Raw genomic sequence first — 25,030 nt, forward strand, 5'->3', positions numbered from 1 at the left:
TTCAAATTTACTTTTTGTAAATAAAAGAAATAAACTATTTAAGAGATCAGTTAAGAAAAGCGCGTGACCTAAAAACAACATGAAGAGCCCCATAAGTTATGGGGCTTAAAACATTATTTTACTTTTTTCTCTTTGAAAAGAACGTGCTTACGTACTTTAGGATCGTACATCATAAGCTCCATTTTTTCAGGATGGTTTCTTGGGTTTTTAGTTGTAGTCTTATAGTATCCAGTTCCTGCTGTGGATTCCATTTTCACTTTAATCGTGACAGCTGCCATGGTTTATCCCCTTAAGTTATACTTTTTCGCCTTTAGCTCTGAGTTTATCCAGAACTGCTTTTATACCTAACTTGTCTACAATACGCATACCTTTGGTACTGAGCTTTAATGTGACAAATCGATTTTCTTCTTCAACCCAGAAACTGTGGTTCTGAATATTCGGCAGAAAGCGTCTTTTGGTTTTGTTGTTAGCGTGCGACACTTTATGACCAGTCATGGGTCGCTTGCCAGTTACCTGACATACTCTAGACATTGTGTTACTCCAAAATAGGTTTTAGTTTGCTTGTCTTTGTAAAATTCTGGGCATATAGCCGGATGTGAAATACAAGAGCGGTTTTATATCAAAAAAATGCATTAGTTGCAAGATTTTTGTAAGAACATATAATTCTCGCTTTGACAAAATGATGAGTGTGATTTATGCAACGCCGGATAAAAAGTTATGTTTTACGAGCAGGTCGGGTAAGTAATCGTCAGAGCCAGGGGCTTGAGCTTTGGCTTAAAGATTATGAACTTACTGTAGATGGGAATCCATGGAGTTTAGCTGAAGAATTTAACCGTAATGCGGATACAGTGGTTGAAATAGGTTTTGGTATGGGCGCCTCTTTGTTGGCCATGGCTAAAAATAATCCTGAAATTAATTATATAGGTGTAGAGGTTCATCTTGCGGGTGTGGGTAGTTTGGCTGCTGATTTACATGAACATCAATTATCTAATGTACGTATTGTGGCCCATGATGCTGTTGAAGTCTTTCGTACTCAATTGCTCGATGACTCACTTGCTGGGGTACAAATATTTTTCCCTGATCCCTGGCATAAAAAACGTCATCATAAAAGACGCTTAATTCAGAAAGAATTTATTCAATTAGTAACAAAAAAGTTGAAGCCAGGCGGGTTTATTCATTGTGCGACCGATTGGCAAGAATACGCAGAGCATATGCTGGATGTCTTATCTACAGAGCCTGCTTTGAACAATTCACAGCACGATGGAGGATATTCGCCCCGACCTTTATCAAGGCCACTTACAAAATTTGAACAGCGAGGAGAGCGTTTAGGACATGGAGTGTGGGATTTGATGTTTAACAAATTGCCTGAATCACCCTAATTTTAAATAAAAATTATATTCTCAGGCCTAATGACATTGTAGAAATTTTAACTATTCTTTTGATCTTCTATTGTCCAATGTGTAATATAAATCTGGAAGTAACACTACAGGGGACGTAACATGGAATTTATCATTGAAATAAATGCAGCTCTTAAATTAGGACTAGAAGGATTTAAAAAATTCATTGAAAAGAAGCTGCTCGACGATAAGAGTTATCTTGAGCATCCATTCTGGATGGCAGGTGGTGTTCAAATGACAGTTCTGAACTATTTGATTGAACAACACCAGAGAAAAAATGAAGATTCCGTTGATAAGGGAATCCCGGCCGATTTAACCGAGTTTATTGATTTGGTTCTCAGTAAAATCCGCGATAAAAATATTGGTCTGCCCTTGCATCAAGCAATTGCTGCCGGCAAAGTTCAGCTGGCTCTGCATCTTTTGGATGCTTATGAATTTGATGTTAATAAGCGCGATGAAGATGGGCGTACTTTATTGTCTTTAACATTACAAAATAAAAATCGTGAATTATTAACAAAAATTTTAGCGTGTAATCCTGAAGTGAATGCAACGACTCGCCTTAAAGAAGCCCGTATACCATTTCAACCTTTACATCAAGCCATAGCCTTAGATTTTGTTTCTGGAGTAGTTAATTTAATCAGAGCAGGAGCAGATTTTGCTAATCCTGTAGGAGTGAGAAAAGATACGCCTCTGATCTTAGCGGCACGAAAAGGTAAAATAAAGGCACTTGAAGGTTTATTGGATGAGGCTCCCATAGAAAGGTTGAAGTTGGAAGCGGAAAACATGCCTTATTCAGATGAGGAACGAGGCGATAATGCAATGGATGCGCTTTGTAAACGATTGTTCCGTGAGCAGGACAATAAGGATTTACTTAGAGGTGTGGCTATGTTGCTTTGTCGTGGAGCCGAACCACCACGAAACAAGGAACTGTGCCAATTATTAGCAAGCAAACGTAGTGATTTGCTCAAAGAAATCGATAGTTACATGGATAATAGGCCTGAATTAGTTGATTCTTTTGTAAACAGATGTCATGTGGCAGACAGTGCATTACATGACATAATTTATGTAGATCATTCTTGGGGAAGTACTTTAAGACAGCTTTTTGGTAAACCTAGTGATGCAGCTTTTGCAATAGAACGGTTAGTCACCCGCAAATACAGCCGTCGTGAAGAAGGGAGCATGGATAGCCCAGTATTACCAACGGCTGCTGCAGTACCCTTAAAAGGTGATGAACCTCCTTTTAAACTCTATGCGGAATTTGTCCGACGATATAATGAAGCATATGAGAACCAAAGAATGACCAATCCTTGGAGTACTATGCGTTGGTTGATTGCCGAAGGAAAATGTAATTGGGAAACAGTAAAACAATACGCTCGTCATCATCCCGGAACTAGGACTCAGATTATCTATGATGATATGTTTAAGACTTTGCCTAAAATGGAGATGCATGAGCCAATTGAAAATTCAACTGGAGGACTCCATCCAAGCAGTGAAGAATCGACTGCAGTATTTAATTCATAGCAATACGTTTCATTGGTAGTGGCTTTATTGAATAAATAGTTTGGATAATAGAATAATTGCCAAACGAACATTTGTCATTTCTGTGAAGGCAGGAGTCTATTGTCAAATGAGGCATAGGGCCCAATGGTTCGATTCCCGCTTTCGCGGTAATGACATACACCTCTTCAACAAGGTTTTGATGGAGTCGATGTAAAGCGACCCCCTACACGGGATGCTTATGAATGGACGTGGTATGTGCATTAAATTAAAATCAGTCTCAATCTGCGAGTTTTTTAAATAGTGATTATGAATATTAGCGTATTACTTTTAACTGTGATTTGTTTTATTGGGATGATTAGTCCAGGTCCAGATTTTATACTGGTTACAAAAAACGCTTTTTTATATACTAAACGTCAGGCTTTAGCCACTGCTTTTGGTATTGTTACTGGATGTTTCTTTCATGCTACTTATTGTATTTTAGGGTTGGCGTTTGTTATTACCCAGAGTATTGTTCTTTATACAACCATTAAATATGCGGGCGCATGCTATTTAATTTATCTGGGATTGAAAGGTTTAAAATCCAAACAATCCCTAAGTATGCATCAGGATGGCACTTCTTTGCACACTATAACTGTTTCCAAGGCTTATTTTGAAGGGGTTTTATGCAATGCTTTAAATCCAAAACTTGCAGTTTTTCTGCTGAGTTTGTTTACTCAATTTGTCTCCATTAACGCATCGATTGGCGATAAAGCTTTGGTTGCTGGGGTTTTTGTCGGTGAATCGTTTTTTTATTGGCCATTACTCGTTCTATTCCTGCAATCAAATAATATCCGAAAAATATTTACTAATTTTCAAACTGCTTTGACCCGCGTATTTGGTGGTTTATTGGTTTATGTGGGAATTCGTGTGATGTTGAGCGCAGACTAGGGGGCTTTTACAATGGTTGGCTTGAGCAAAAATGCAGCATTTTCGCTAAGATAGTAGAATTGTAAACAGCCCCTGGCTTTTTCAGAGGAATAATATGTCAAAAGCGGCTTTAGGACTAAAAAAAACAGAGTTAGATACCCCTTGTTTGATAATTGATAAAAATCTTCTGAAATCTAACTTGGAAACTATGAGGAAACATTCTATTGAAAACAGTATCCATATCAGACCTCATTGTAAAACACATAAGTGCTCTAAATTAGCTCGCTTACAGATAGAATACGGTGCAATAGGCGTATGCGTAGCAAAAATTTCAGAGGCTGAAGTTCTTATTCAAAATGGAATACCCAATATTCTGATTACTTCGCCAATTGTCACAAAGAATAAAATTGCCAGGCTTATTTCTTGTCTGGAAAAAGCGCCTTTTACATTGGTGGTTGTGGATAATAAAGAAAATATGATTGCCTTAAATGAAGCAGGTAAGCTCAATAAAAAAGTGATCAATGTGTTAGTCGATGTGGATCCTGGGATAGGGCGTACCGGAGTTAAACCAGAATTCGCTTTAAATTTTGCTTTAGAAATGAGGCAATTCCCTTGGTTAAATTTGATGGGAATTCAATGTTATGCGGGTAATTTACAGCATATACCCTCTTTTAGGGAACGAAAGAGCAACTCATTACGGACCATGTGTATGGCGAGTGATCTGGCAAAAAGCTTTCGGGAAATGGGTCTTAATTGTCCCATAGTCACAGGAAGTGGAACAGGAACTTATGATATTGATGTTGAAGCGACAGAAGTAACTGAGATTCAACCGGGTTCGTATACAGTTATGGATGTTCAATATGCAACGATTGGCTCGAAAAGTAATGAAAGACAGTTCAATACCTTTAAACCGGCAATGACTCTTTTAACCACAGTGATCAGTAACAACAGAACCGAACATGTTACTGTTGATGCAGGCACAAAATCCATTTATGTAGATCAACATAAGCCTCAAATTATTAGTCACCAGGGACTGGAATATGATTGGGGCGGATTTGGAGATGAGCATGGTAAAGTGACTGCGGTCAATGGCGCTCAATTACCTGATAACGGTGAGGTTTTAGAGCTCATTGTTCCTCATTGTGACCCAACTATTAATTTATTTGATCAATTTTTTATTACCGAAAATGATATTGTAGTTGATATTTGGGATATTGATCTTAGAGGAAAATGTCAGTAAAAATTAAATCCATGAAATACTCTCAACTGGCTAGACATACGTAGTTTATGGAAAAAACCAACCCTGCAGATTGAGCTAATTACAGCAGGAGAACTTGCTTAAACTTCATATACCCCATAGAATTCTAATTTTCTTAAAATTCTCCGGGAGAGTAGTACATGGGGTGGAATGAGCCAGATAAAGGCAAAGATCCCTGGAAGGGTAAAAATCAACCTCCAGATTTGGATGAGGCGCTGAAACGCGCTCATGACAAATTGAAGAAGTTTTTATTTGGAGGTTCTACTAAAATAGCTAATGAGCCTTCCAAAAAATCGAATGGTGGTCTAATCGCGCTTACTGTAGTTTTGGTTGCTTTTATTCTCTGGGTGTTGTCTGGTGTCTTTATTGTTGATCCCGCAGAACAAGCGGTGATTCTTCGTTTTGGTAAATATGTGGAAACAGTGGGTTCAGGACCACATTGGATACCAAGGATTATTTCTTCAAAAATTATCATGAATGTAGACCGAGTGTTGGATTATTCTTATTCTGCACAAATGTTAACCAGTGATGAAAATCTAGTTTCTGTATCTTTAGCGGTACAGTATCGCATTGGTGATTTGCAAGAATATTTATTTAATGTCGCTAATCCTGAGGAAAGTTTGCAACAAGCGACCTCCAGTGCGCTGAGACAAGTAGTAGGTACAACTACCTTGGATCAAATGATTACTGAGGGACGCGAAGTTTGGGGCAATCAAGTTCAAGAGACTTTGATAAAAACTCTGGATTTATATAAAACAGGTATTTTAATCGTTAATGTAGCACCACAGCCTGCCCGTGCTCCTGAAAGTGTACAAGATGCGTTTGACGATGCAATTAAAGCACAAGAAGATGAAAAACGCTTTAAAGAACAAGCCCTTGCTTATGCCGCGAAAGTAGTTCCAATAGCAGAAGGGAAGGCGAGTCGTATCCAACAAGAGGCTGAAGCCTATTCTAAACAGCTTGTATTGAATGCCCAAGGGGAGGTTTCTGAATTTTTAGCGTTACTTCCTCAATACACTGTTGCCCCAAAAGTTATGGCAGAACGCATGTATTTGGAAACAATGCAAAAAGTTATAAGCAAGAGCAGTACGATCATAGTAGACAGTAAATCAGGTAATTTGCTGTATCTTCCTTTAGATAAGTTATTTGGAACGTCATCTGGTTTTCCGACTGAGACCGCAAAAAATAACAAAGCGGAGAGTGATGAATCCAATGAGACAGAGAACTTGGTCGATGGTCGTGAGCTCACCAGACCTGTTTATCGACAAGGGAGAAATTAACAATGAAAACTACGGGTAGAACCCTTGGCATTTTGATCTTTTTACTACTTCTATTTTTAGTGACCAGTGTCTTTACGATAACTCAAGGTCAACAAGGAATTCTTTTACGTTTAGGCCGTTTGGTTAATGATGAGTTGACTGATAAGGTTAAAGTATTGAATCCTGGATTGCATTTTAAAGTACCATTTATCGAAAACGTACGTATTTTTGATACGCGTATTCAAACTATGGATATTAAGTCGACTCGTATTGTCACCAAAGAAAAAAAGGACGTAATGGTAGATTATTACGTCAAATGGCACATTACCGATTTGGCTCAATATTTTAAATCCACTGGTGGCAATGAATTTAAGGCAGAAACATTGCTGGAGCAACAATTAAATACATTATTACGTGCTCAGTTTGGTAAACGTACTATCCCTGAAGTCGTATCGGGTGGTCGTGATGATGTTATGGAATTATTGCGTAAAGCGGCTCAAAAACAAGCTGGTGGGTTAGGTATTAACGTGGTTGATGTACGTATTAAAGGAATTGAACTACCAGCCAATACCAGCAATGCGATTTATCAACGGATGCGGGCGGATATGCAAAAAATTGCGAATAAACACCGTGCTGATGGTCAAGCTGCTGCTGAAGAGATAAAAGCTAAGGCCGACGCTGATGTGATGGTCTTGTTAGCAAAAACCCGTAGTAATGCACAAAAAGTACGAGCGATTGGGAAAGCACAAGCGGCGTCGATCTATACAGATGCCTACAGTAAAAATAAGGATTTTTTTGCATTATATCGTAGCTTGCTTGCCTATGAAGGGAGCTTTAAAAGCAGAAAAGATATTTTGGTATTGGATCAAAGCAGTGCATTTTTTGATTATTTTAAGCAAGCTACACCAAAAAATGATGGTGTACCTGCTAAAAAGTAACTATAATGTTGGGTTTTGGTAACTATTCACCTCTATACCAAAATCTTGGAGAACACTACATAATTTGTGTCAGGTTGAGCAAAAAGTACTCTGGAATGGTAGGCATACTGACTACGTGAGCATTTTTTAGAATGCTTTTCATTTGAGATGTACGTATAGGGAATTGAGGCAACGGAGTGCAGTTACAAATTTTGTTGAAATTGAGTTCTCAGGTTCTCAATTTAGAGTAGCGAATAGCATTTTGTAAATTTAAGAGTTGATCATGGGTAAAAACGTTGTTGTTTTAGGAACACAGTGGGGCGATGAAGGCAAAGGTAAAATTGTCGATTTATTAACCCAAGATGCGCAGGTTGTTGTCCGCTATCAAGGCGGCCATAATGCAGGTCACACCTTAAAAATTAATGGAGTGAAAACTGTTCTACGTCTTATTCCCTCAGGTATGCTGAGACCCCATGTGACTTGTTATATTGCCAATGGAGTGGTTCTCTCACCCGATGCACTATTGGGAGAAATTAAAGAACTGGAACAAAGTGGGATTGATGTTCGTTCCCGCTTACGTATTAGTTTGGCTTGTCCACTGATTCTTCCTTGTCATGTTGCCATGGATAAAGCGCGTGAAACACATATGGGAAATTCAGCCATTGGAACTACTGGACGTGGAATAGGCCCCGCTTATGAGGATAAGATTGCCCGTCGTGCATTAAAAGTCAGTGACTTATTTCATCCTGATCGCTTTGCAACAAAATTAGCGGATCTTTTAAATTATTATAATTTTATTTTGACCCAATATTTCAAGCAACCTGCTGTAGCTTTTCAACCGTTATTAGACTCAGCGCTGCAATGGGCTGAAGAATTACGTCCTATGGTTTGTGACGTTTCTGCTTGCTTGCATGAGCATAGAGAGCGGGGCGATAATATTTTGTTTGAAGGAGCCCAAGGGGTTTATCTAGACATTGATCATGGCACATATCCTTTTGTGACTTCATCAAACACGTGTGTTGGTTCGGTAGTTAATGGCGCAGGATTTGGTCCAAAATACATTGACTATGTTTTAGGAATCACCAAAGCTTATACTACTCGTGTTGGGGGAGGGCCTTTCCCAACAGAACTCTTTGATGAGGTTGGTAAACAAATTGCTGAGCGTGGCCAGGAGTTTGGTGCTGTTACTGGAAGACCCAGACGCTGTGGTTGGTTTGATGCAGTTTTGTTAAAGCGTTCAATTGAGTTAAATAGTATCACGGGCTTATGCATCACAAAGCTAGATGTTTTGGATAAATTAGACGTGTTACGTATTGCTGTTGCCTATAAGGATGAAAAAGGTAATTTAATTTCTCGTCCTCCTCAAGCAGCTGCTGACTTCCAAGGTTTAGAGCCGGTTTATGAAGAAATGCCTGGCTGGCAAGAGTCTACTGCTGATGTCACGAATATGAGTGAATTGCCTGCCAATGCCCTTGCTTATTTAAAACGAATAGAGAATCTCCTCAATGTTCCAATTGATTTATTATCAACTGGACCTGAGCGCGATTCGACAATTATTTTACGTAATCCTTTTAAATCTTGATTTGAATTAGTTTTACAAAATACCTGGTAATAACCTTTTGCAAAAGTAAGTCGGGCCTTGGTCCGACCTTGCTTGCTTCGGTATTCATAGATATATTCAAAAAGAAATTATGGCTTAAAATTACTATGATGGATTGATCTATACTCTAAATATTCATATGGAGTTTAAGGGATTAAAGTATGTATAAATTAATTCTAAGTTTTTACATGGCTATTTTAAGCACCAATCTATTAGCTGGAACTTACGATGAGCAAATTCAACAGGCGATGAAGGAATGTGACATTGAAAGAAATATGGTCCAGTCATCGTTTCATGATAACGGTTCTGCTTGTGAAAGGGTGCAGGAATTAATTGAGCTGCAGAAGTCAGAAAACAATCAAAATCAAAATGTGAATGTTCATATAGAAGATGATAATGAATGAAGAGCTTTTTAAAGGTTTTGTTAGCAAACGTAGTAACTGTCTTAAATTTTTAATTCAAGACAGTTACTACGCTCCAGTGAAGCACTAAAATTTATTTTCAAATGCACGCAGTTTTTGTTCTAACTCCCATTGTAATTGGGCTTTCTCACTAGTTTTGATAAATTGTTGGCAACTTTTGCTCTCTAGGTCTTGGCAATCGTCAATGAATAGAGCCTTTTCAGGGGCAGACCATATGCTTTTACCCGGTAAAAATGAATAGGTGAGCGCATTCCTATTGATTTGTTTTAATGTGGGATAATCCAGCCCATGATTCAACGCAGCTTCTACGTATTGTTGCGTTAGATTGGTTCGCAATATTCCTTCATCATCCGTAGACAAGACAACTGGGACCTCATGTTTAAGATAAAAATTCAGCGGATGGTTTGAACCCGAGACTTTTAATATTTTTAGATTGCTGATGAGATTAATTTCTACTGGCTTATGATGTTTTGCCATGTAGTCTAAGGTACTCTTTGCATTACTTTCATGTGCAATATCTACTCCATGTCCAATTCTTTGGGCATGGCCAGTAAGGAGTGCATCTCGAATGTGGTAATCTAAATCTTCCGGGGTAACAATGTCTTGAGTTAATTCTCCAGCATGTAATGCAATATTAACTTGAGGGTATAGCTTGTGTAGGTATTGGTATATTTGCATTTGTTTGCGATAGTCCCGTAAAGAGATCATCCCGTCTTCAGGCTGTACTAAATTAACACCAACAAGAGCGCCCTTACTTCGTATGGATTGATCTACAGCTTCAAACGCATTAAGTGTTTGTGCAAACAAGTTATCTGGCGATTGTTCTCGCAGTGAATAGTATAAAAATTTAATTTTTATTTGGCAGGCTTTTTTTTCTGGATTGGTATCGCAACCTAGCTCGTGTCGTGCTTGTTTCAAAATACGATTTGATTCGACTACAGTGTAATTGACATTGTTTTGAAAGTCTTGGTTTTCCAAAAGAACCTTTCTTTTTTGGCTAAATGAAGCAGTGTTCTTGAGCTTATCACCAAAACTGACAGAATGGGCATTATCAGGTAAAATCATCACTTCCATATAGCGTTCATTTTGTAGTGCGGCGGTTTGCATGACTGATGCGAGGAGTTCGGGCTGATGATCTGCAACTATGGCATTGAACTTATAGAATGAGTTGAAAAAATGATCGTGGCCAGATTCCTTCCCTGGCACAAAATCTTTCATAGACCAGCTTCTTACAGTGCTTGCATAAAGTTCTGGATGATTAAACAAATCTTTTGTCTCTACACCTTTACAAACAGATGGATTTTTAATGGCCGTCCAATTGCTTGTATTCAAGCAATAATTATCTTTAGATGTCAGTTCCAACATGACTTCTGGGTAGGCGCCTCCAGATAAATGATAATGTAACTCTCCACCTTTAGGCATGTTTTTAAAGAATGTATATAAAGAATTCGGATCATTTTTTATTTGATCAAAATAGGATTGCACATTAGCTTGAGTAGCAGAGAAGAAAAACAGGCTGACCAGGAAGGAAGTTGATTTAATATAGTTCATTGTAATCTAAAAAATATCAGTTTGTGAAGATTATCGCATAATTATTATTAAATCCCAACCATTGTATTTAGATTCTTTTCATAGCAAAATGAATTTATTGTTCCTAGGAGCTATCAAATAAATTCTCACTCCAAGCTGCATTCTGCTTATCCGGAGGGAGGAAGTGAGAGGGGCAAGTAGGCGCTGCCATTATGTTACAAAGAATCCCCTCTCCCACTTGTGGCAGAGGGCAGGGCTGAGGGAAATCAATACCCTCATCCGCTCTAAAGGGCACCTTCTCCCCCGTGGGGAGAAGGGAAACTAATGGTAATGGGACAAGTAGGAAAGGGACTCAGCACTCCTTTGAAGGTAATAGCAATCGAGTCTAATCAATGAGGATGATGAATATGAAACTTTTTTTATCAAAATTGTATGCTATTTTAGGTGCTTTTTTCTTATCGCTAATGGCAGTAGGATTTTGTGAGGCTGCATCTGACCTCAGTAACTCTACTGATAAAACCAAAATGACAATCAATGTTGGTATTTATGCCCCTTTTTCTAACGAATCTGCTTTTATTGGCAGGAATATGTTGGGGGCAATGGAAATAGCCCGTGATCAATTAAACTCTTCTGACATTAATTACGAATTTTATACTTTAGATAAAATGCCAAATACTGCGAATGCAGCAAAAACCGTGCAAAAATTTATTGATGCACACCACATTAACGTATTGATAACTGAAGGTAAAGACAGCGGCGCTTTAATCGCACCTTTAGCAAAAAAAAATAAGCTCATTCATTTTTGTCTGACTGATGATTCAATCATTGCTGATGGAAAAAATAATTTCTTAGCCCAAAGTCCCAATCACAAACAAGCAGCTGTTTTGACTCACTCGGTGAAACCGGAGTTTATTGCTCAATTTAAACAGGAATATTTCAGTCACCCTGTGAGTGAAGCAGGGTATGCGTTTGATATATTTCATCTGATTCATCATAGTGCTCAGCTGGCAATGAAGACTCATTCTGATTTTTCATCGCAAGCGGTGGCAACACATCTTTTAGCTCTTGAATCAGGGACAGGGGTAATGGGCACATTTAACCTAGATAAAAAAGGCGTTTCTTATAAAAAGCAGATTCTTACCGCCTGAATAAAATTCGCCTCATTCCCGGTTGCGAGCAACCGGGCTATTCGCTTGCAACCTCTCTCACTTCATATCTTTAATCTTGCCTTAATATAGATAGCATAAAATTAGATCATAGTGTCGACATTCTTTTCAAGGAGAAGAGGAGGTTGTATGCAAAGTAAAGATGAGCTTCTGAAGCAAGTGGTTGCAAACACGCATCTGGGTAATAAAAAAGGCGTAATCTCAATTATCTTAGGTGAGCGTTTTGGATATCCTTTAGGGATGATAAGGAGTAGATCTTCTAAGCAACCGGTAGATTTCAATGTCTTGAGTTTAGGCATAACTGAAGGGAAAGAGCTTGGCTTTATTGATTTTGTATTTGATCATACGACGGGCTTTATTGGAATAACATTTAGTAAAAAACTCAATCCACACGGACACGATGGCATCGCTGATTCTCTGTATATTGCTGGTGCTTCAGGGAGCGACTCAAGACGAGCGACAATGGTCGGTGGCAAAATTGCATTTTTAAATAATATGTTTGTCAGCACAGAATGGAGTGGTCACTATGGTGCTGATCTGTGGAATGCAAGGATTATTGAACATTTTCAAAGCATTTTTTATTGGACTACAAAACAACCCATCCTGCACATTAACTGGAGGAATAGCGATCCGGAGCAAGAGAGAGCAGCTGGGGCTGTTGTACCAAGCGAACATGTTGAAAAGCAACACTCCAGATTGATGACTTTTGGATTGTTTTGCGTCAATAATCGTGCTACTGCTGATGGTGTTAAGGCCAACACACCATTGACAAATGACCTTTCTAAGACGGTTGTTTCCTATTTGCCGCCAAAATGATGTAACCAGGATTTATATAATAGGAGAATTGATTCTGCTTGAGGTAGTTTCATACTCGATTTCGAGCAACCAGGTTGTTCATTTAAGTAAAGAAGAGGAGCCTAGAAGGTTAGATTACAATCCAACTTCATGGCTCCTCTTTATCTCTTGCAATCTGATAATTATCTGTTAGCTAAAGCCATCCCTTCCAAGACAGTTAAAGCAGCATAAAGTTGATAGTCGTTATGCATTAACTCGTCTATTTGAGCTTTAGCGCTTTTCGCTTTATTTTCCTCACTATTCTTATTAATCAAGTGCCCGTTAAGATTGGCTTCACTAAATCCAGTAAGATCAGAAGGCTTGGCAGCGGTCTTAGGAATCTCCATCTCATTGACTACGATATCAGGCACAATACCCTTAGCTTGAATTGAGGTTCCAGAAGGAGTGTAATAAAGAGCAGTAGTTAATTTAATCCCCGTTTTGTCATCCAACGGTAATACGGTTTGTACAGAACCTTTACCGAAACTAGTTGTACCTAAAATAACGGCTCGTTTATTGTCTTTAAGCGCACCAGCTACAATTTCAGCGGCAGATGCAGAACCATTATTGATTAATACAACCATTGGTGCATTATGCAAAACATCGATACCTTTGGATAAGGCGGTAAAGTCTGAACCAGGTAAACGTCCCTTAGTTGAAACGATTGTTTCGGGTTTTCCTGATTTGTCTTTACCAAGGAAGGCATCAGAAACCTGAATGGCTGAATCAAGCAAGCCTCCTGGGTTGTTACGTAAATCCAGAACGAGACCTTTTAAGTTTCCGCCAGATTGTTGTTTTAGGCGATCAATGGCTTGTAGCATATCTTTTCCAGTTAATGCCTGAAATTGAGTTAAACGGATATAACCATAGCCTGGAGCGAGCAATTTACTTTGTACGCTCTTAATTTGAATCACTTCGCGTACTAAGTCAAAAGTAAGCGCTTTGTTAACTCCTTTGCGTAATACGGTCAACTGAATAGTACTTCCAGCTTTACCGCGCATTAAGTTGACTGCATCTTTAAGTGAGAGACCTTGAACGGACTCTTTACCCAATTTAATAATATAGTCTCCAGACTTAATGCCCGCTTTAAATGCCGGGGTATCCACCAGAGGAGTAACCACTTTAACAACCCCGTCTTCCATGGTCACCTCCAATCCTAACCCACCGAATTCACCGCTAGTTGATGTTTGCAGCTCTTTAAATTCTTCCTCATCCAGATAGCTGGAGTGGGGATCAAGACCATTGAGCATGCCACGAATGGCGTTATCAAAGAGTTCTTTATCATCGACCGGTTTAACGTAATATTTTTTAATCTCACCGATTGCATTGGAAAATCGTTGAACATCTTCTAAAGGAACTGCTTTAGAAGTGGCATTGGAGTTTGTAGAAGTATTTGTTTCATCATCTGCAAAGCCAGTCAGAGGTAACATAAGAGTAAAAGCGTACACTATCGCAAGCGTGCATGGATACAGTTTTCTTATCAACATAGCGATCTCCTCAGATGCAAGGCTACAACATAAGCCATCTTCTTTTATTATAATTATTGAAATGCAATTAAGGTGCCAGGGTTCACTTATGATAACCAATTAAGTGGTGGAATTGCCTTTCCCCTTAGTCTTATTTCAAAGTATAGACCGTTTTGTTTAATTCCGCCGCTATGACCAACACTTGCAATTTGTTCATTTTGTCGTACATACTGACCCTTGCTTTTGAATAGGGATTGATTGTGAGCATACAAGGTCATAAAACCCTGTCCGTGATCAATAATAATCAATAATCCATATCCCTTCAGCCAGTCGCTAAATACTACTTTTCCAGGATAAACGGCAGTAACTACGGCTCCTTCCTCGGCAAAAAATGTCACTCCTTGATTCATTTTGCGTAAGGATCGGCTCTGGCTCTGGACTGGACGCGGCAATTTTTTGCGCATTTGGCTAAATGGACTGCTCGTTTCATGAAACGGGTTGTCCTTTTGAGTAATGCTTTGTTGTGCCAATGACTTTAGCAAACGGGCCAAATTCTCTTTATTTTTCCGTACCTCTCTTAATCTGTTTTGTTTATCTTGAATTTCATGATTCAAAGATTGAATTAACGTCGTATGATAACTTTTATTTTGTTGCAGTTGTTCTTGATGCTTAGTAAGCTCCGTTTTAAGCTGCCTGTTCGCATTAAGTTCTTCACGAAGATTTTCTTTACTTTCACTTAAACGTGCACGAGTTTTATCAATTTTTTCAATCAAGAGTTGTCGTGACTTAACGATATATTGGTAATAGGTTAAAATCCGGCTGACCTTATTTGGATCATCTTGATTGAGCAGCAGTTTAAGGGATTGATACTCACCCATTTGATAGCGAGCACGCACGTGATTCGCTAATAATTGTTGTTGGGTTATAAGTTGTTGATTTAACTGATTTACTTGTTTTTGCAAGTCAGTAATTTTATTTTCTTTGTTCTTGATATCTTCTTGAATGGAGCGGAGTTTGCGAATCCCTTCACCGATCTGCTTTTCGGTCTCTGATAATTCTTTATTTAAAATACCGCGTTTGTCGTGTGCTGAGTTTAACGTTTTTTGGAGGCTGTTAATTTGAGCATCTAATTGTTTTAACTTATTTTGTGTTTGGAGTACGGTAGAAGATTCTGCATATACTCCAAAGCAAAACAACATACCAAAGAATAATCCACTCAAAGAGAGAGCACTCGATTGTTGATTAGTCCATCGAGTCGGTTTTAGTTTTTGCTTAACCGCTATCAAATGATAAAAAGGGGAATTTTTAGCATTTGAGTGACATAAGTCATGAGAAATTAAGTAATTCCGTTTATTCATGAGTATCTTTTTCTAACAATTGATGTCCTGTCATTTCCACTGGAGGAGTAATACCGAGCAAGGCCAACATGGTTGGTGCGATATCAATTAAGCTTCCTTCACTACGTGTAAAATGCCAATGTCCCCCTACATATACTAATGGCACAGGTTCACTGGTATGGGCAGTATGTGCTTGATGTGTCGTTTCGTCAAACATTTCTTCAGCATTCCCATGATCCGCCGTAATGAGTAGTTTACCCCCTTGTTGGGCTAGTGCATGCCACACTTTGCTCATGCATTGATCAAGGCATTCTATGGCATGAATTGTAGCCTGAAAATTCCCACTATGTCCTACCATGTCGGCATTAGCATAATTGCAAATAATGACGTCATAGGCTTGACTGTTAATTGCTTCGACCAAACATTCTGTTAATTCGGGGGCGCTCATTTCGGGTTGTAAATCATAGGTGGCGACTTTAGGAGAAGGAATGAGAATTCTCTCTTCATTCGAAAAAACATTTTCGTTCCCCCCATTGAAGAAAAAAGTTACATGCGCATATTTTTCTGTTTCTGCAATGCGTAATTGACTTAACCCGTGCTCTGCAAGAACTTCACCTAAGGTATGATTTAAAGGAATCGGTGGAAAAGCAGGGGAAGTCGGTAGATTTTTATCATATTGGGTCATGCTGACAAAATAGGATAGTTGCGGTTGCACCGTGCGGTTGAATTTTTTAAATGTTGGATCAATAAAAGCCGTAGTTAATTGTCGCGCCCTGTCTGCACGAAAGTTATAGAACAAAACCGCATCGCCATCTTCTATTGCTTTCTTTTCGCCTATAAGAGTAGGAGGTATGAACTCATCAGAAAGATTTTGTTGATAATAAGACTTGATTGCTGCTTCGGCATCTTGAAAATGATGTTGGCTGTGGCCTTGTGTTAATAAATTATAGACAGGTTCTATTCTTTCCCAACGATTGTCTCGGTCCATTGCATAATAGCGCCCACTAATCGAACAAATTTGAGCTACTGGATGTATTTTTAATTCCGTATTAAGTCGTTCTAAACTAGCTAAGGCACTTTGTGGCGGTGTATCCCGGCCATCTAAAAATAAGTGTAAATATACCGAAGTGAATTGTTTTTGTGCACATAAATCAAGTAAGGCAAATAAGTGTTGTTCGTGGCTGTGTACTCCTCCTGGAGAAAACAAACCCATAATATGCAATGACTTATTGTTTTTCTCTAGGGTGGTTATTACCTCACGAAAAATGGCGTTGTTGGCGAACGCTCCATTTTTTATGCTTTCGTTGATGCGAGTGAAGTCTTGTTGGATGACTCGCCCTGCACCTATATGCATATGTCCTACTTCGGAATTACCCATTTGCTCGTCAGGTAAACCAACAGCATATCCTGAAGCGTGCAAAAGAATATGGGGACAATTGTTCCACCATTCATCCCATTGTGGAGTATTGGCCTGGGCGATCGCATTATATTCATTATTTTTGTTATATCCCCAGCCGTCTAATATCATGAGCAACAAGGGTGTTTTTTTTTGCATGCAATTCTCCGTGGAACACAATCCCAATTGGGTGGAAAAATTATACCTTACTTAATTGGTATTTCGAAATTTATTCATGCAGTAAGGTTTTAAACTCTGGACCATTCATCGTACCCTTATCTTCGCGCTGAGTGATAAATTAATAATTTCTTAATAATAATGGTATAGAATGCGACCAGATTGATTTTTGATTGCTCAGATTAAGGCAGGCTAAATTTAATCTGGATAAGCAATACAAACCATGAGGAACGCTGCAACATGCCTATAAATTCAGGTCCTAAATTTTTCAAACTGAGTACAACTCAAGAAAACACAGCCTCATCTTCATCTCAAAATGTCCCCAAAGAAGGGAGTAATACTCGGCAATTGGCTGCTAAATTTTTAGATAAAGTAATTGATTATTCAAAATTAGATCTTAAGACCAGTCCTATTTTAATGAAACACTTGTTACATCTCTTAAAACTGGACGACCTAGAAACCAAAGATGAAGCATTTAATCTTTTCATAAAAAAACTGACCTCAGAAAGACTTGATTTGACGCAACTGATTAATGCATTTAAAGAATATGCATTGAATAATGAGGGAGTTTGCACTCTTTTAGCTTACATTGAAGACAATCAATTAATTTCCCAAGAGGAAATTAAACAAGCAGAGGATACTCTTCTCGTTCAGCTCCATCTATTGTGTCTGCTTGAATCCTTTGTTGCCACATTAAGCAATAGCAGCCAATTTGCTGAGGATACCTTTAAACATATTCTGAATCGGCGTAACAATCCATTTAATAAAGGTAATACCTGGACAAACTTTTTATTCGGCACCCCGTGGGATACCCCTTTATTTGAACGTTTGAAACTCATTTCCATTGAACCTGGCTTTTTGCAAATCCTTTTTCAACGCCAAATGAGCGATAAATTAAAAATAACCGAAGAGGATGTAAAACAATTTATCGAAAAATATCATTTATCCAGTTGGAATGCATCATCGATTATTGTCCCTAACACTGATGAACGCCCCATCTCAATTGCACCTATGGCCATTAATATAATTGAAGCATGTCGTACCGATGTGGTTAGCCTAAGATATGAAGAGCGTGGTGGCAAAGAGAACTCAAAGTCAGGATTAGGCTTAATTGGCTTGATGGAGCAATTAAATTATCGTACTGCAGCAACACACAAAAAGCATATTCTTCCTGAAGGGGTTGAGGAGCGTATGCAACATACAGATGACTATCCATTGATTCCAGGTTTAACAATTAATAGTGAACCAAAGGTGGTTTCCGAGTTTAAAATTGATAAATTTTGGCAAGATTTATATGTAAGCTGGAATGCGCGATTTGTTATTAGCAATATTGATTACAGTTTTCTTATATTTAAACTCATGGTGCCCTCAGTGCTAGGTGCGGAGGCGCATAATTTTAAAGAAACACGATTGCTTGCACTTTTTTTTATAGGTAATTTATATCTTAGTGTAGCGCCACAAAATAATTCGCTTTTTAAAATCGGATATCGGTTAAAAAATGCTGATGAAATATTGAAGCAATGGGGTGTTATAAACCAAGAGTGGGCATCCTTGCTGTTAAAGGAGCGTACCACCGATTCAGACGTCATGCCTGATAAGGCTTATGAAAAAATTATAGGTAACTATCCCACACTAAGTATGCTGAGACAGCTTACTCTATTCTCGCAAAATCCAGAGGCTTATCGAATGTTAGTAAAAGGAACCATGGCTGAACAAGAAGTTGATGAGCAAGAAAAGCCGAAAACAAGTAAACAAAAAGTTGATAAGCAACAAGAAACAAAAACAGGCAAACAAGGAGTTGAGGAACAAGAAAGAACCAGCTCCGGTAAAGAAGAGCGAGTGTTTCTAAAACCTCAATAAAACATCATGAAGCGGCATAGCTCATGTTTTAATTAACGATGTCACTTGAATATTTTTCGTTCATAAGCGCTAGTCTTCAGCTCAAAAAATGATAGGGTGAATGGTATAAATTAAATTTTTTGACATTTGTCTTGATACAATTTTTTTGAATGTCTATTGAGTCTCCTTGCTTCAGTAGTGACAATTTTGTATTAAAAAGGTTAGACTATGCACCATTTATTTAATTGGGAAGAGTAGTTTTGGAACAAAAAATTCCTCAGCATGTTGCCATTATTATGGATGGAAACGGTCGTTGGGCTGAAAGTAGGGGACTTCCGCGTATTGAAGGTCATAAAGCAGGTGTTGAGTCTGTGAAGAAAATGATTCGCTGCTGTATGACCAAGGGAATTCCTTGTCTTAGTTTATTTGCATTCAGCTCGGAGAATTGGTTTCGACCTGCTGAGGAAGTTAATTTTTTAATGGAATTATTCCTGGAGTCCTTAAGAAAGGAACTTGCTGAGTTAAATCAGCATGGAATCCGCATGCGATTTACGGGAGACCGTAGTTTGCTCTCACCGGTCTTGCAACAACAAATGCGGGAAGCAGAGCTTTTAACCGCGAATAATGAGCAATTAATTTTGAATGTAGTTGTTAATTATGGGGGTAAGTGGGACCTGGTAAACGCTGCAAAAAAGGTAGCCAAGGCAGTTTTAAATGGTGAATTGACAATAGAAGATATAAATGAAGTTAATTTTGCCCATTATGTGGATACAGAGGGATTACCTGACCCTGATTTATTTATTCGTACGAGTGGTGAGTTACGAATTAGTAATTTTTTCCTCTGGCAGCTTGCCTATACAGAGCTTTATTTTAGTGAGGTACATTGGCCAGATTTTGGTGAATATGAGCTTGAATTGGCTTTAGCTTCTTTTAATAAAAGGAAGAGAAGATTCGGGCAAATTTCTTAATTAACAATAGGGATATACATTTCATTAACTTGAGCCACATGGCCTGATTTTGGAACACAGAATCTGGTCATCCCTCGAAATGCTCAAATGACGGGAAGTGGGGGCATCCGAGTGCAGAAGGTCACTGGTTTGGCTGATATAGTAGAATTGTTAGACTCTAAATAATAAGGGCGACATTATGTTTTTCCAACGCTTAATTACAACACTGATTTTAGTGCCCTTGGTTTTATGGCTTATTTTTTATGGTAATCAGTGGCTTTTGGCAGGAATTGTTTTGCTTGTTTTTCTTGCGGCATGCAGAGAGTGTTGGCAATTAATACCATTGAACCATTGGAGTCTACAAGCCGGATTTGTTGTAATTATGCTTGTGGGGTTGTGGGCTTGTGGTGCTTTCTTTTATTATTGGGTGGATATTGGCTTAATTATTTGGTGTTTGAATGTACTTGCTATCCTCAGTTTTCCTGGCTCACAGAAATATTGGGGTTATCCTGCCGTCGTAGCGATTGTTTGTTTTTTACTTCTACCGCTATTCGCACAAAGCCTAATTCATTTATACAACTTGCCTAATGGCAAAGCACAGCTCGTTTATTTGCTGTTTTTAATTTGGGTTTCAGATACAGGGGCTTATCTTAGCGGAAAACTGATGGGTAAACATAAATTAATTCCTCAAGTCAGTCCTGGAAAATCTTGGGAGGGGGTTATTGGCGGCATTATTCTGTCTATGCTCATCGCTTGGATTGGGTATAGTTACTTTAAACCGGTTGCCGCGGTTCATTGGTTCGTTTTAGCCTTATGTACTATAATTATTGCAATCTTTGGTGATTTATTCATTAGTATATTAAAGCGTCGTTGCCATTTAAAAGATACAGGCGCTCTTATTCCGGGACATGGTGGTATTTTAGACCGTTTGGATAGTTTAATTGCAGCGTTGCCTGTGTTTTATTTTGGATTAACTTGGTAATAGTCGCAGGCGGCCCTATTGTCTGAGCTGTAAAAAATCGATATCAGGATGCTTTTCGCAAATGTGCATGGCAAGAAAGCACTTTTTACGTAGGTCTCGGAGAATTTGAATCGTAATTCTTGAGGATTACTTCATTTAGGATAGAACTATGCTTTCAACATTGCTGTATTTTCTTTTGGCGTTGGTCTTGTTAGTTACGGTACATGAGTATGGTCATTTTCAAGTGGCGCGTTGGTGTGGCGTTAAGGTTCTACGCTTTTCTTTTGGTTTTGGTCCTATCTTAGCGCGTTGGCGTGACAAAAAAGGAACAGAGTATGCCTGGTCGTTATTTCCTCTGGGTGGCTATGTCAAAATGCTTGATGAATCAGAGGGAGATGTAGACGAAAAAGAGCGTCATTTAGCCTTTAATAATCAATCTCTGTGGAAAAGAGCCGCAATCGTACTTGCAGGGCCTTTTTTCAATTTTATTTTTGCTTTTGTTGCGTTATGGTTCGTGTTGATTATTGGGATGCAATCATTAGCACCGATGATCGAATCAGTGAAACCTAATAGTATTGCGGCACATGCTGGATTAAATGCAAAGGAAGAAATTATTGCATTGAATCATACTAAGATAAACAGTTGGCGGGATTTCCAGTATGCGCTCATGCCCCTTGTTGGTTCTCAAGAGACAATTCAGTTAACAATAAAATCTTTGGTTAATGGAAAGGAACGGCAGGTATTTTTGCCTTTGACCAATTGGCAATTAGACAGCAAAAAGCCTGATCCGCTTGAAAGTCTTGGGATTCAACCGTTTATTCCTTCAATCCCCCCTATAGTGGGTGAGGTAGTCCCTAATTCTCCGGCGGCGAAAGCAGGGCTTGAGAATGGCGATAAAATATTAAGTGTTGATGGAAAACCTTTTGATGATTGGTTGTTTTTAGTGGATTACGTACAAACTCGTCCTAATCAACAATTAACTTTATCGCTTAAAAGAAACGGCAGTATACAAAATATTGTAGTACAAACTGGCAGTCAGGAAAATAAGGGTAAAATTGAAGGGTTTTTGGGAGTTCGCTCACAAAAAGTAAAATGGCCAGCACATTGGTTACGTTTAGAGAGAGAAGATCCTTTAACTGCCGTAGGTACTGCATTAAGACAAACGGTGCAACTAACTGGCACTACATTTACTTTAATGGGGCGGTTAGTTACGGGTAAATTGGGATTAAATAGTATTAGTGGGCCCGTGGGTATCGCTCAGGGGGCGGGTGATTCAGGGCGTAGCGGGTTAACAACCTATCTATTTTTTCTTGCTTTGGTCAGTATTAGCTTAGGTGCATTAAATTTATTACCTATTCCGATGCTGGATGGTGGTCACTTGATGTATTATCTTTTGGAAGCAATTCGACGTAAACCCATATCTGATGGCTTAAAATCAGCAGGAGCCTATTTAGGTTTATTGCTATTGGCAGCCCTGATGTTTATCGCGTTGTCTAATGATTTATCAAGACTTGCGGGATAATTTTCGAAAAACTTCGTAATGCTAGATTTCAGGTTGTCTTGATCGTTGCTCCTGAGACGAAAAAGGCATAGGTTAAATAGCATTTTGGGTTCCTTGGAATGATGAATCAAGCCATTAATCGCAAAGTATTGGCAAAGTCAGGGAACAAAAACTTGACAGTAGTTTCTACTTCCTATAAAAAGTGTTTCAATTTTCAGTGTACCAAATTTGAGAGTTAATAGTACACGTAGTACTGGGCGTAAAATAATAATGAAAAAAATCAGTAGTAAGTTTATATTAGGTGTTTGTTGTTCCTCGCTCATAGCCTGGTCTTCACAAACAATAGCAGCAGATACTTTCGTTGTTCGCGGTATTAAAGTGACAGGCTTGCAACGTGTTTCCACTGGAACAGTACTCAATTATATACCTGTCCAGGTTGGAGAAGAGATTGGCCCTGAATCAACTGCTGAGATTATTCGCACCCTTTATGATACCGGTTTTTTTCAGTCTGTTTCATTAGAGCGTCAAGGTAACACTTTGATTGTCAATGTGGTTGAAAGAGCCACTATAGGTTCTATTAGTGTTGTCGGGAATAAAGAAATTCCTAGTGACAAGATGAAAGACTTCCTTAAAGAGATGGGTTTAGTGAAAGGTCGTGTTTTCCAAACATCTACTTTGGAGCGTTTGGAAAAAGAATTGAAACAAGCCTATAACGCGAGAGGAAAATATAATGCGCGTATCGAAACCCGAGTTAGCCCTTTAACGGATAACCGGGTTGGTATCACCATTACTATTTCTGAGGGGCGTGTTTCCCGAATTAAACAAATCAAAATAATAGGTAATCACGATTTTACTACCAATGAATTATTACCTGAGTTTACTCTCTCCAAATCGGGTATCTTTACTTATTTTACTAAAAAAGATCAGTACTCTAAATCCGGTATGGATGCCTCTTTAGAAGCATTGCGTTCTTTTTACCTGGATAGAGGTTATTTGAAGTTTAAAATTATCTCCTCTCAAGTATTACTGTCGCCTGATAGAAAAGACGTTTATATCAATGTTCATATCGAAGAGGGGCCTCAATATCATTTTTCAGGCTATAAGGTAGTAGGGAAGCCGATCTTGCCTCCGGAGAAAATTAATTCCTTAATTCAAGTCAAAAAAGGTGCTGTTTTTTCACGTAAAAAAGTAACTGATTCGATTTCTGCTATTGGTTTGGCTTTAGGTGATATAGGTTATGGTTTCCCAGCAATTAATGCTGAACCACAGATAGACGAGAATAATAAAACCGTATTTATTGCCTTTATTGTACAGCCTGGCCGCCATGTTTATGTTCGTCGTATCAAGTTTCATGGCAATACCAAAACCAGTGATTATGTATTGCGAAGTGTCATTCGTCAGGATGAGGGGGGACTTTTATCGCTGCATAATATTAAAGAATCTGAACGGCAATTGCGCTTATTAGGTTATTTAAAAAATGTAGACGTAAAGACTAATCCTGTGCCCGAAGCAAATAACCAAGTGGATTTGGATGTTAACGTAGAAGAAGCGCCTTCAGCAGAAGCAAGTGCCTCCATTGGTTACGGTACGAATGGTTATCAATTGAATGCTTCAGTAAATCAACATAATTTTATGGGTACTGGACGTTCTATGGGGGCTGCATTTACTGCGAGCAAATGGGGACAGGACTATACAGTAAATTATTATAATCCTTTTTATACCGATACAGGTATAGGACGCGGCTTAAATCTTTATTATGCTCGCGTTGACCCGAGAAACCTTAATGTCAGTACTTACAACTCCAACCGTTTTGGTGGTGATGTGAACTATAGTATCCCGCTTGGGGAAACCAGTAGATGGCAATTGGGCTATGGATATCAAGATGTAGAAATCAAGAGTGTTGGCTATGTAGTGCCCATTCAGAACTTTGTGCAGATGTATGGAACCCATTTCCAGGAAATTCGTTTATCAACAGGTTGGAGTAGGAACAGCTATGATCAATTTCCTTATCCTACAAGAGGGATTAACCAACAAATTTCGGGGGTGGTCGCCTTACCTGCAACTTCAGATTCATTGTCTTACTTTAAAGGCTCTTATCAAGCGCGTATGTACCAACCTATAACAAGAGGATGGATTTTCTCCTTACAAGGTTTTGCAGGTTATGGAAATTCTTTTAACAATAAAGGATTGCCATTTTTTGAAAACTACTACGCAGGGGGTACAGCACAACCAGGCCAGGTACGTGGATATGACAGCTACTCTTTAGGACCATTGGATAATTACCGTAATTCTGTGGGGGGTAACTTATTACTCAGCGGAACGGCGGGAATTATATTGCCTTATCCTTTGAGTCGAGATAATGTGAGAACAACTGCCTTTGTGGATGCGGGTAACGTATTTGCGGTGAATACCTTACCTACTTTGACTGGTAAATATGAAGGTCCTATAAGATATTCAGCAGGTCTTTCACTTGAATGGCGCTCTCCATTTGGTCCGCTAGCATTTAGCTTGGCTAAGGCATTGAATCCTCAACCATTCGATCAAAAGCAATTCTTCCAATTTGCTCTATCTTCAGGATTTTAACTGATAATTTTCTTTCTTTTCTCCCTGAGCTGGG

21 protein-coding genes are annotated in these 25,030 nt (G+C 38.7%); 15 read left to right on the forward strand and 6 right to left on the reverse strand.

What is annotated here, in order from left to right; all coding sequences use genetic code 11:
- Positions 1 to 113: 113 nt before the first annotated feature.
- Complete coding sequence (gene rpmG / locus OQJ26_RS08315; protein ID WP_003635328.1) at positions 114 to 278, reverse strand: 50S ribosomal protein L33; 165 nt, start codon at positions 276 to 278, stop codon at positions 114 to 116.
- A gap of 16 nt (positions 279 to 294) precedes the next feature.
- Positions 295 to 531: a 50S ribosomal protein L28 gene (rpmB, locus tag OQJ26_RS08320; RefSeq protein WP_028381005.1), complete on the reverse strand. Its 237-nt coding sequence runs from the start codon at positions 529 to 531 to the stop codon at positions 295 to 297.
- A 164-nt stretch (positions 532 to 695) separates the two neighbouring features.
- Between rpmB and trmB the strand changes: the two genes are divergently transcribed.
- The 8 genes from trmB (at position 696) to OQJ26_RS08360 (ending at position 9,241) form a co-directional block, all read left to right on the forward strand.
- Positions 696 to 1,379, forward strand: a complete 684-nt coding sequence (trmB, locus tag OQJ26_RS08325) for a tRNA (guanosine(46)-N7)-methyltransferase TrmB (protein ID WP_265703400.1) — start codon at positions 696 to 698, stop codon at positions 1,377 to 1,379.
- 120 nt (positions 1,380 to 1,499) lie between these two features.
- Positions 1,500 to 2,918, forward strand: coding sequence for a Dot/Icm T4SS effector AnkC/LegA12 (gene ankC, locus OQJ26_RS08330; RefSeq protein WP_265703401.1), 1,419 nt, complete (start codon positions 1,500 to 1,502; stop codon positions 2,916 to 2,918).
- 285 nt (positions 2,919 to 3,203) lie between these two features.
- Positions 3,204 to 3,824, forward strand: coding sequence for a LysE family translocator (locus OQJ26_RS08335; RefSeq protein ID WP_265703402.1), 621 nt, complete (start codon positions 3,204 to 3,206; stop codon positions 3,822 to 3,824).
- A 94-nt stretch (positions 3,825 to 3,918) separates the two neighbouring features.
- Positions 3,919 to 5,043: a DSD1 family PLP-dependent enzyme gene (locus OQJ26_RS08340; protein ID WP_265703403.1), complete on the forward strand. Its 1,125-nt coding sequence runs from the start codon at positions 3,919 to 3,921 to the stop codon at positions 5,041 to 5,043.
- Positions 5,044 to 5,201: 158 nt separating this feature from the next.
- Positions 5,202 to 6,341, forward strand: coding sequence for an FtsH protease activity modulator HflK (gene hflK, locus OQJ26_RS08345; RefSeq protein ID WP_265703404.1), 1,140 nt, complete (start codon positions 5,202 to 5,204; stop codon positions 6,339 to 6,341).
- Between the two features lie 2 nt (positions 6,342 to 6,343).
- Positions 6,344 to 7,258 (forward strand): protease modulator HflC, encoded by a 915-nt coding sequence (gene hflC, locus OQJ26_RS08350; protein ID WP_265703405.1) that lies wholly within the window; start codon positions 6,344 to 6,346, stop codon positions 7,256 to 7,258.
- 262 nt (positions 7,259 to 7,520) lie between these two features.
- A complete protein-coding gene (locus OQJ26_RS08355) occupies positions 7,521 to 8,819 on the forward strand; it encodes an adenylosuccinate synthase (RefSeq protein WP_265703406.1) in 1,299 nt (432 codons plus the stop codon).
- Positions 8,820 to 8,998: 179 nt separating this feature from the next.
- Positions 8,999 to 9,241 (forward strand): hypothetical protein, encoded by a 243-nt coding sequence (locus OQJ26_RS08360; RefSeq protein ID WP_265703407.1) that lies wholly within the window; start codon positions 8,999 to 9,001, stop codon positions 9,239 to 9,241.
- Positions 9,242 to 9,325: 84 nt separating this feature from the next.
- Here OQJ26_RS08360 and OQJ26_RS08365 read toward each other — a convergent pair whose 3' ends face one another.
- On the reverse strand, positions 9,326 to 10,810 hold the full coding sequence (locus tag OQJ26_RS08365; RefSeq protein WP_265703408.1) for an adenosine deaminase family protein: 1,485 nt from the start codon (positions 10,808 to 10,810) through the stop codon (positions 9,326 to 9,328).
- 386 nt (positions 10,811 to 11,196) lie between these two features.
- Between OQJ26_RS08365 and OQJ26_RS08370 the strand changes: the two genes are divergently transcribed.
- Together OQJ26_RS08370 and OQJ26_RS08375 are read left to right on the forward strand one after the other, a co-directional pair.
- A complete protein-coding gene (locus OQJ26_RS08370) occupies positions 11,197 to 11,937 on the forward strand; it encodes a type 1 periplasmic-binding domain-containing protein (RefSeq protein WP_265703409.1) in 741 nt (246 codons plus the stop codon).
- A gap of 147 nt (positions 11,938 to 12,084) precedes the next feature.
- On the forward strand, positions 12,085 to 12,771 hold the full coding sequence (locus OQJ26_RS08375; RefSeq protein WP_265703410.1) for a polymorphic toxin type 43 domain-containing protein: 687 nt from the start codon (positions 12,085 to 12,087) through the stop codon (positions 12,769 to 12,771).
- 161 nt (positions 12,772 to 12,932) lie between these two features.
- Here the strand turns inward: OQJ26_RS08375 and OQJ26_RS08380 are convergent, their stop codons facing one another.
- The 3 genes from OQJ26_RS08380 to gpmI form a co-directional block, all read right to left on the reverse strand.
- Positions 12,933 to 14,276: a S41 family peptidase gene (locus OQJ26_RS08380; protein ID WP_265703411.1), complete on the reverse strand. Its 1,344-nt coding sequence runs from the start codon at positions 14,274 to 14,276 to the stop codon at positions 12,933 to 12,935.
- Positions 14,277 to 14,362: 86 nt separating this feature from the next.
- The gene (locus tag OQJ26_RS08385; RefSeq protein ID WP_265703474.1) at positions 14,363 to 15,454 is read right to left on the reverse strand and encodes a murein hydrolase activator EnvC family protein; all 1,092 of its coding nucleotides are present in this window, start codon (positions 15,452 to 15,454) and stop codon (positions 14,363 to 14,365) included.
- 151 nt (positions 15,455 to 15,605) lie between these two features.
- A complete protein-coding gene (gpmI, locus tag OQJ26_RS08390) occupies positions 15,606 to 17,147 on the reverse strand; it encodes a 2,3-bisphosphoglycerate-independent phosphoglycerate mutase (protein WP_265703412.1) in 1,542 nt (513 codons plus the stop codon).
- Positions 17,148 to 17,405: 258 nt separating this feature from the next.
- Here gpmI and OQJ26_RS08395 point away from each other — a divergent pair, with 258 nt between their 5' ends.
- From OQJ26_RS08395 to bamA, 5 genes are all read left to right on the forward strand, one after another.
- Positions 17,406 to 19,025, forward strand: a complete 1,620-nt coding sequence (locus OQJ26_RS08395) for a symporter (protein WP_265703413.1) — start codon at positions 17,406 to 17,408, stop codon at positions 19,023 to 19,025.
- A 239-nt stretch (positions 19,026 to 19,264) separates the two neighbouring features.
- Complete coding sequence (uppS, locus tag OQJ26_RS08400; RefSeq protein ID WP_265703414.1) at positions 19,265 to 19,972, forward strand: polyprenyl diphosphate synthase; 708 nt, start codon at positions 19,265 to 19,267, stop codon at positions 19,970 to 19,972.
- A gap of 178 nt (positions 19,973 to 20,150) precedes the next feature.
- Complete coding sequence (locus OQJ26_RS08405) at positions 20,151 to 20,933, forward strand: phosphatidate cytidylyltransferase (RefSeq protein ID WP_265703415.1); 783 nt, start codon at positions 20,151 to 20,153, stop codon at positions 20,931 to 20,933.
- 148 nt (positions 20,934 to 21,081) lie between these two features.
- A complete protein-coding gene (rseP, locus tag OQJ26_RS08410; RefSeq protein ID WP_265703416.1) occupies positions 21,082 to 22,434 on the forward strand; it encodes an RIP metalloprotease RseP in 1,353 nt (450 codons plus the stop codon).
- A gap of 249 nt (positions 22,435 to 22,683) precedes the next feature.
- Positions 22,684 to 24,996 (forward strand): outer membrane protein assembly factor BamA, encoded by a 2,313-nt coding sequence (gene bamA, locus OQJ26_RS08415; protein ID WP_265703417.1) that lies wholly within the window; start codon positions 22,684 to 22,686, stop codon positions 24,994 to 24,996.
- The last annotated feature ends 34 nt before the right edge of the window (positions 24,997 to 25,030 follow it).

The sequence above is a fragment of the Legionella sheltonii genome, assembly GCF_026191355.1.
Lineage (GTDB): Bacteria > Pseudomonadota > Gammaproteobacteria > Legionellales > Legionellaceae > Legionella > Legionella sheltonii.

What these genes read in the sequence shown, in the direction of transcription:
- rpmG (WP_003635328.1), bottom strand. Translation starts at nt 278, where the DNA reads ATGGCAGCTGTCACGATTAAAGTGAAAATGGAATCCACAGCAGGAACT.
- rpmB (WP_028381005.1), bottom strand. Translation starts at nt 531, where the DNA reads ATGTCTAGAGTATGTCAGGTAACTGGCAAGCGACCCATGACTGGTCAT.
- trmB (WP_265703400.1), top strand. Translation starts at nt 696, where the DNA reads ATGCAACGCCGGATAAAAAGTTATGTTTTACGAGCAGGTCGGGTAAGT.
- ankC (WP_265703401.1), top strand. Translation starts at nt 1,500, where the DNA reads ATGGAATTTATCATTGAAATAAATGCAGCTCTTAAATTAGGACTAGAA.
- OQJ26_RS08335 (WP_265703402.1), top strand. Translation starts at nt 3,204, where the DNA reads ATGAATATTAGCGTATTACTTTTAACTGTGATTTGTTTTATTGGGATG.
- OQJ26_RS08340 (WP_265703403.1), top strand. Translation starts at nt 3,919, where the DNA reads ATGTCAAAAGCGGCTTTAGGACTAAAAAAAACAGAGTTAGATACCCCT.
- hflK (WP_265703404.1), top strand. Translation starts at nt 5,202, where the DNA reads ATGGGGTGGAATGAGCCAGATAAAGGCAAAGATCCCTGGAAGGGTAAA.
- hflC (WP_265703405.1), top strand. Translation starts at nt 6,344, where the DNA reads ATGAAAACTACGGGTAGAACCCTTGGCATTTTGATCTTTTTACTACTT.
- OQJ26_RS08355 (WP_265703406.1), top strand. Translation starts at nt 7,521, where the DNA reads ATGGGTAAAAACGTTGTTGTTTTAGGAACACAGTGGGGCGATGAAGGC.
- OQJ26_RS08360 (WP_265703407.1), top strand. Translation starts at nt 8,999, where the DNA reads ATGTATAAATTAATTCTAAGTTTTTACATGGCTATTTTAAGCACCAAT.
- OQJ26_RS08365 (WP_265703408.1), bottom strand. Translation starts at nt 10,810, where the DNA reads ATGAACTATATTAAATCAACTTCCTTCCTGGTCAGCCTGTTTTTCTTC.
- OQJ26_RS08370 (WP_265703409.1), top strand. Translation starts at nt 11,197, where the DNA reads ATGAAACTTTTTTTATCAAAATTGTATGCTATTTTAGGTGCTTTTTTC.
- OQJ26_RS08375 (WP_265703410.1), top strand. Translation starts at nt 12,085, where the DNA reads ATGCAAAGTAAAGATGAGCTTCTGAAGCAAGTGGTTGCAAACACGCAT.
- OQJ26_RS08380 (WP_265703411.1), bottom strand. Translation starts at nt 14,276, where the DNA reads ATGTTGATAAGAAAACTGTATCCATGCACGCTTGCGATAGTGTACGCT.
- OQJ26_RS08385 (WP_265703474.1), bottom strand. Translation starts at nt 15,454, where the DNA reads ATGTTGTTTTGCTTTGGAGTATATGCAGAATCTTCTACCGTACTCCAA.
- gpmI (WP_265703412.1), bottom strand. Translation starts at nt 17,147, where the DNA reads ATGCAAAAAAAAACACCCTTGTTGCTCATGATATTAGACGGCTGGGGA.
- OQJ26_RS08395 (WP_265703413.1), top strand. Translation starts at nt 17,406, where the DNA reads ATGCCTATAAATTCAGGTCCTAAATTTTTCAAACTGAGTACAACTCAA.
- OQJ26_RS08405 (WP_265703415.1), top strand. Translation starts at nt 20,151, where the DNA reads ATGTTTTTCCAACGCTTAATTACAACACTGATTTTAGTGCCCTTGGTT.
- rseP (WP_265703416.1), top strand. Translation starts at nt 21,082, where the DNA reads ATGCTTTCAACATTGCTGTATTTTCTTTTGGCGTTGGTCTTGTTAGTT.
- bamA (WP_265703417.1), top strand. Translation starts at nt 22,684, where the DNA reads ATGAAAAAAATCAGTAGTAAGTTTATATTAGGTGTTTGTTGTTCCTCG.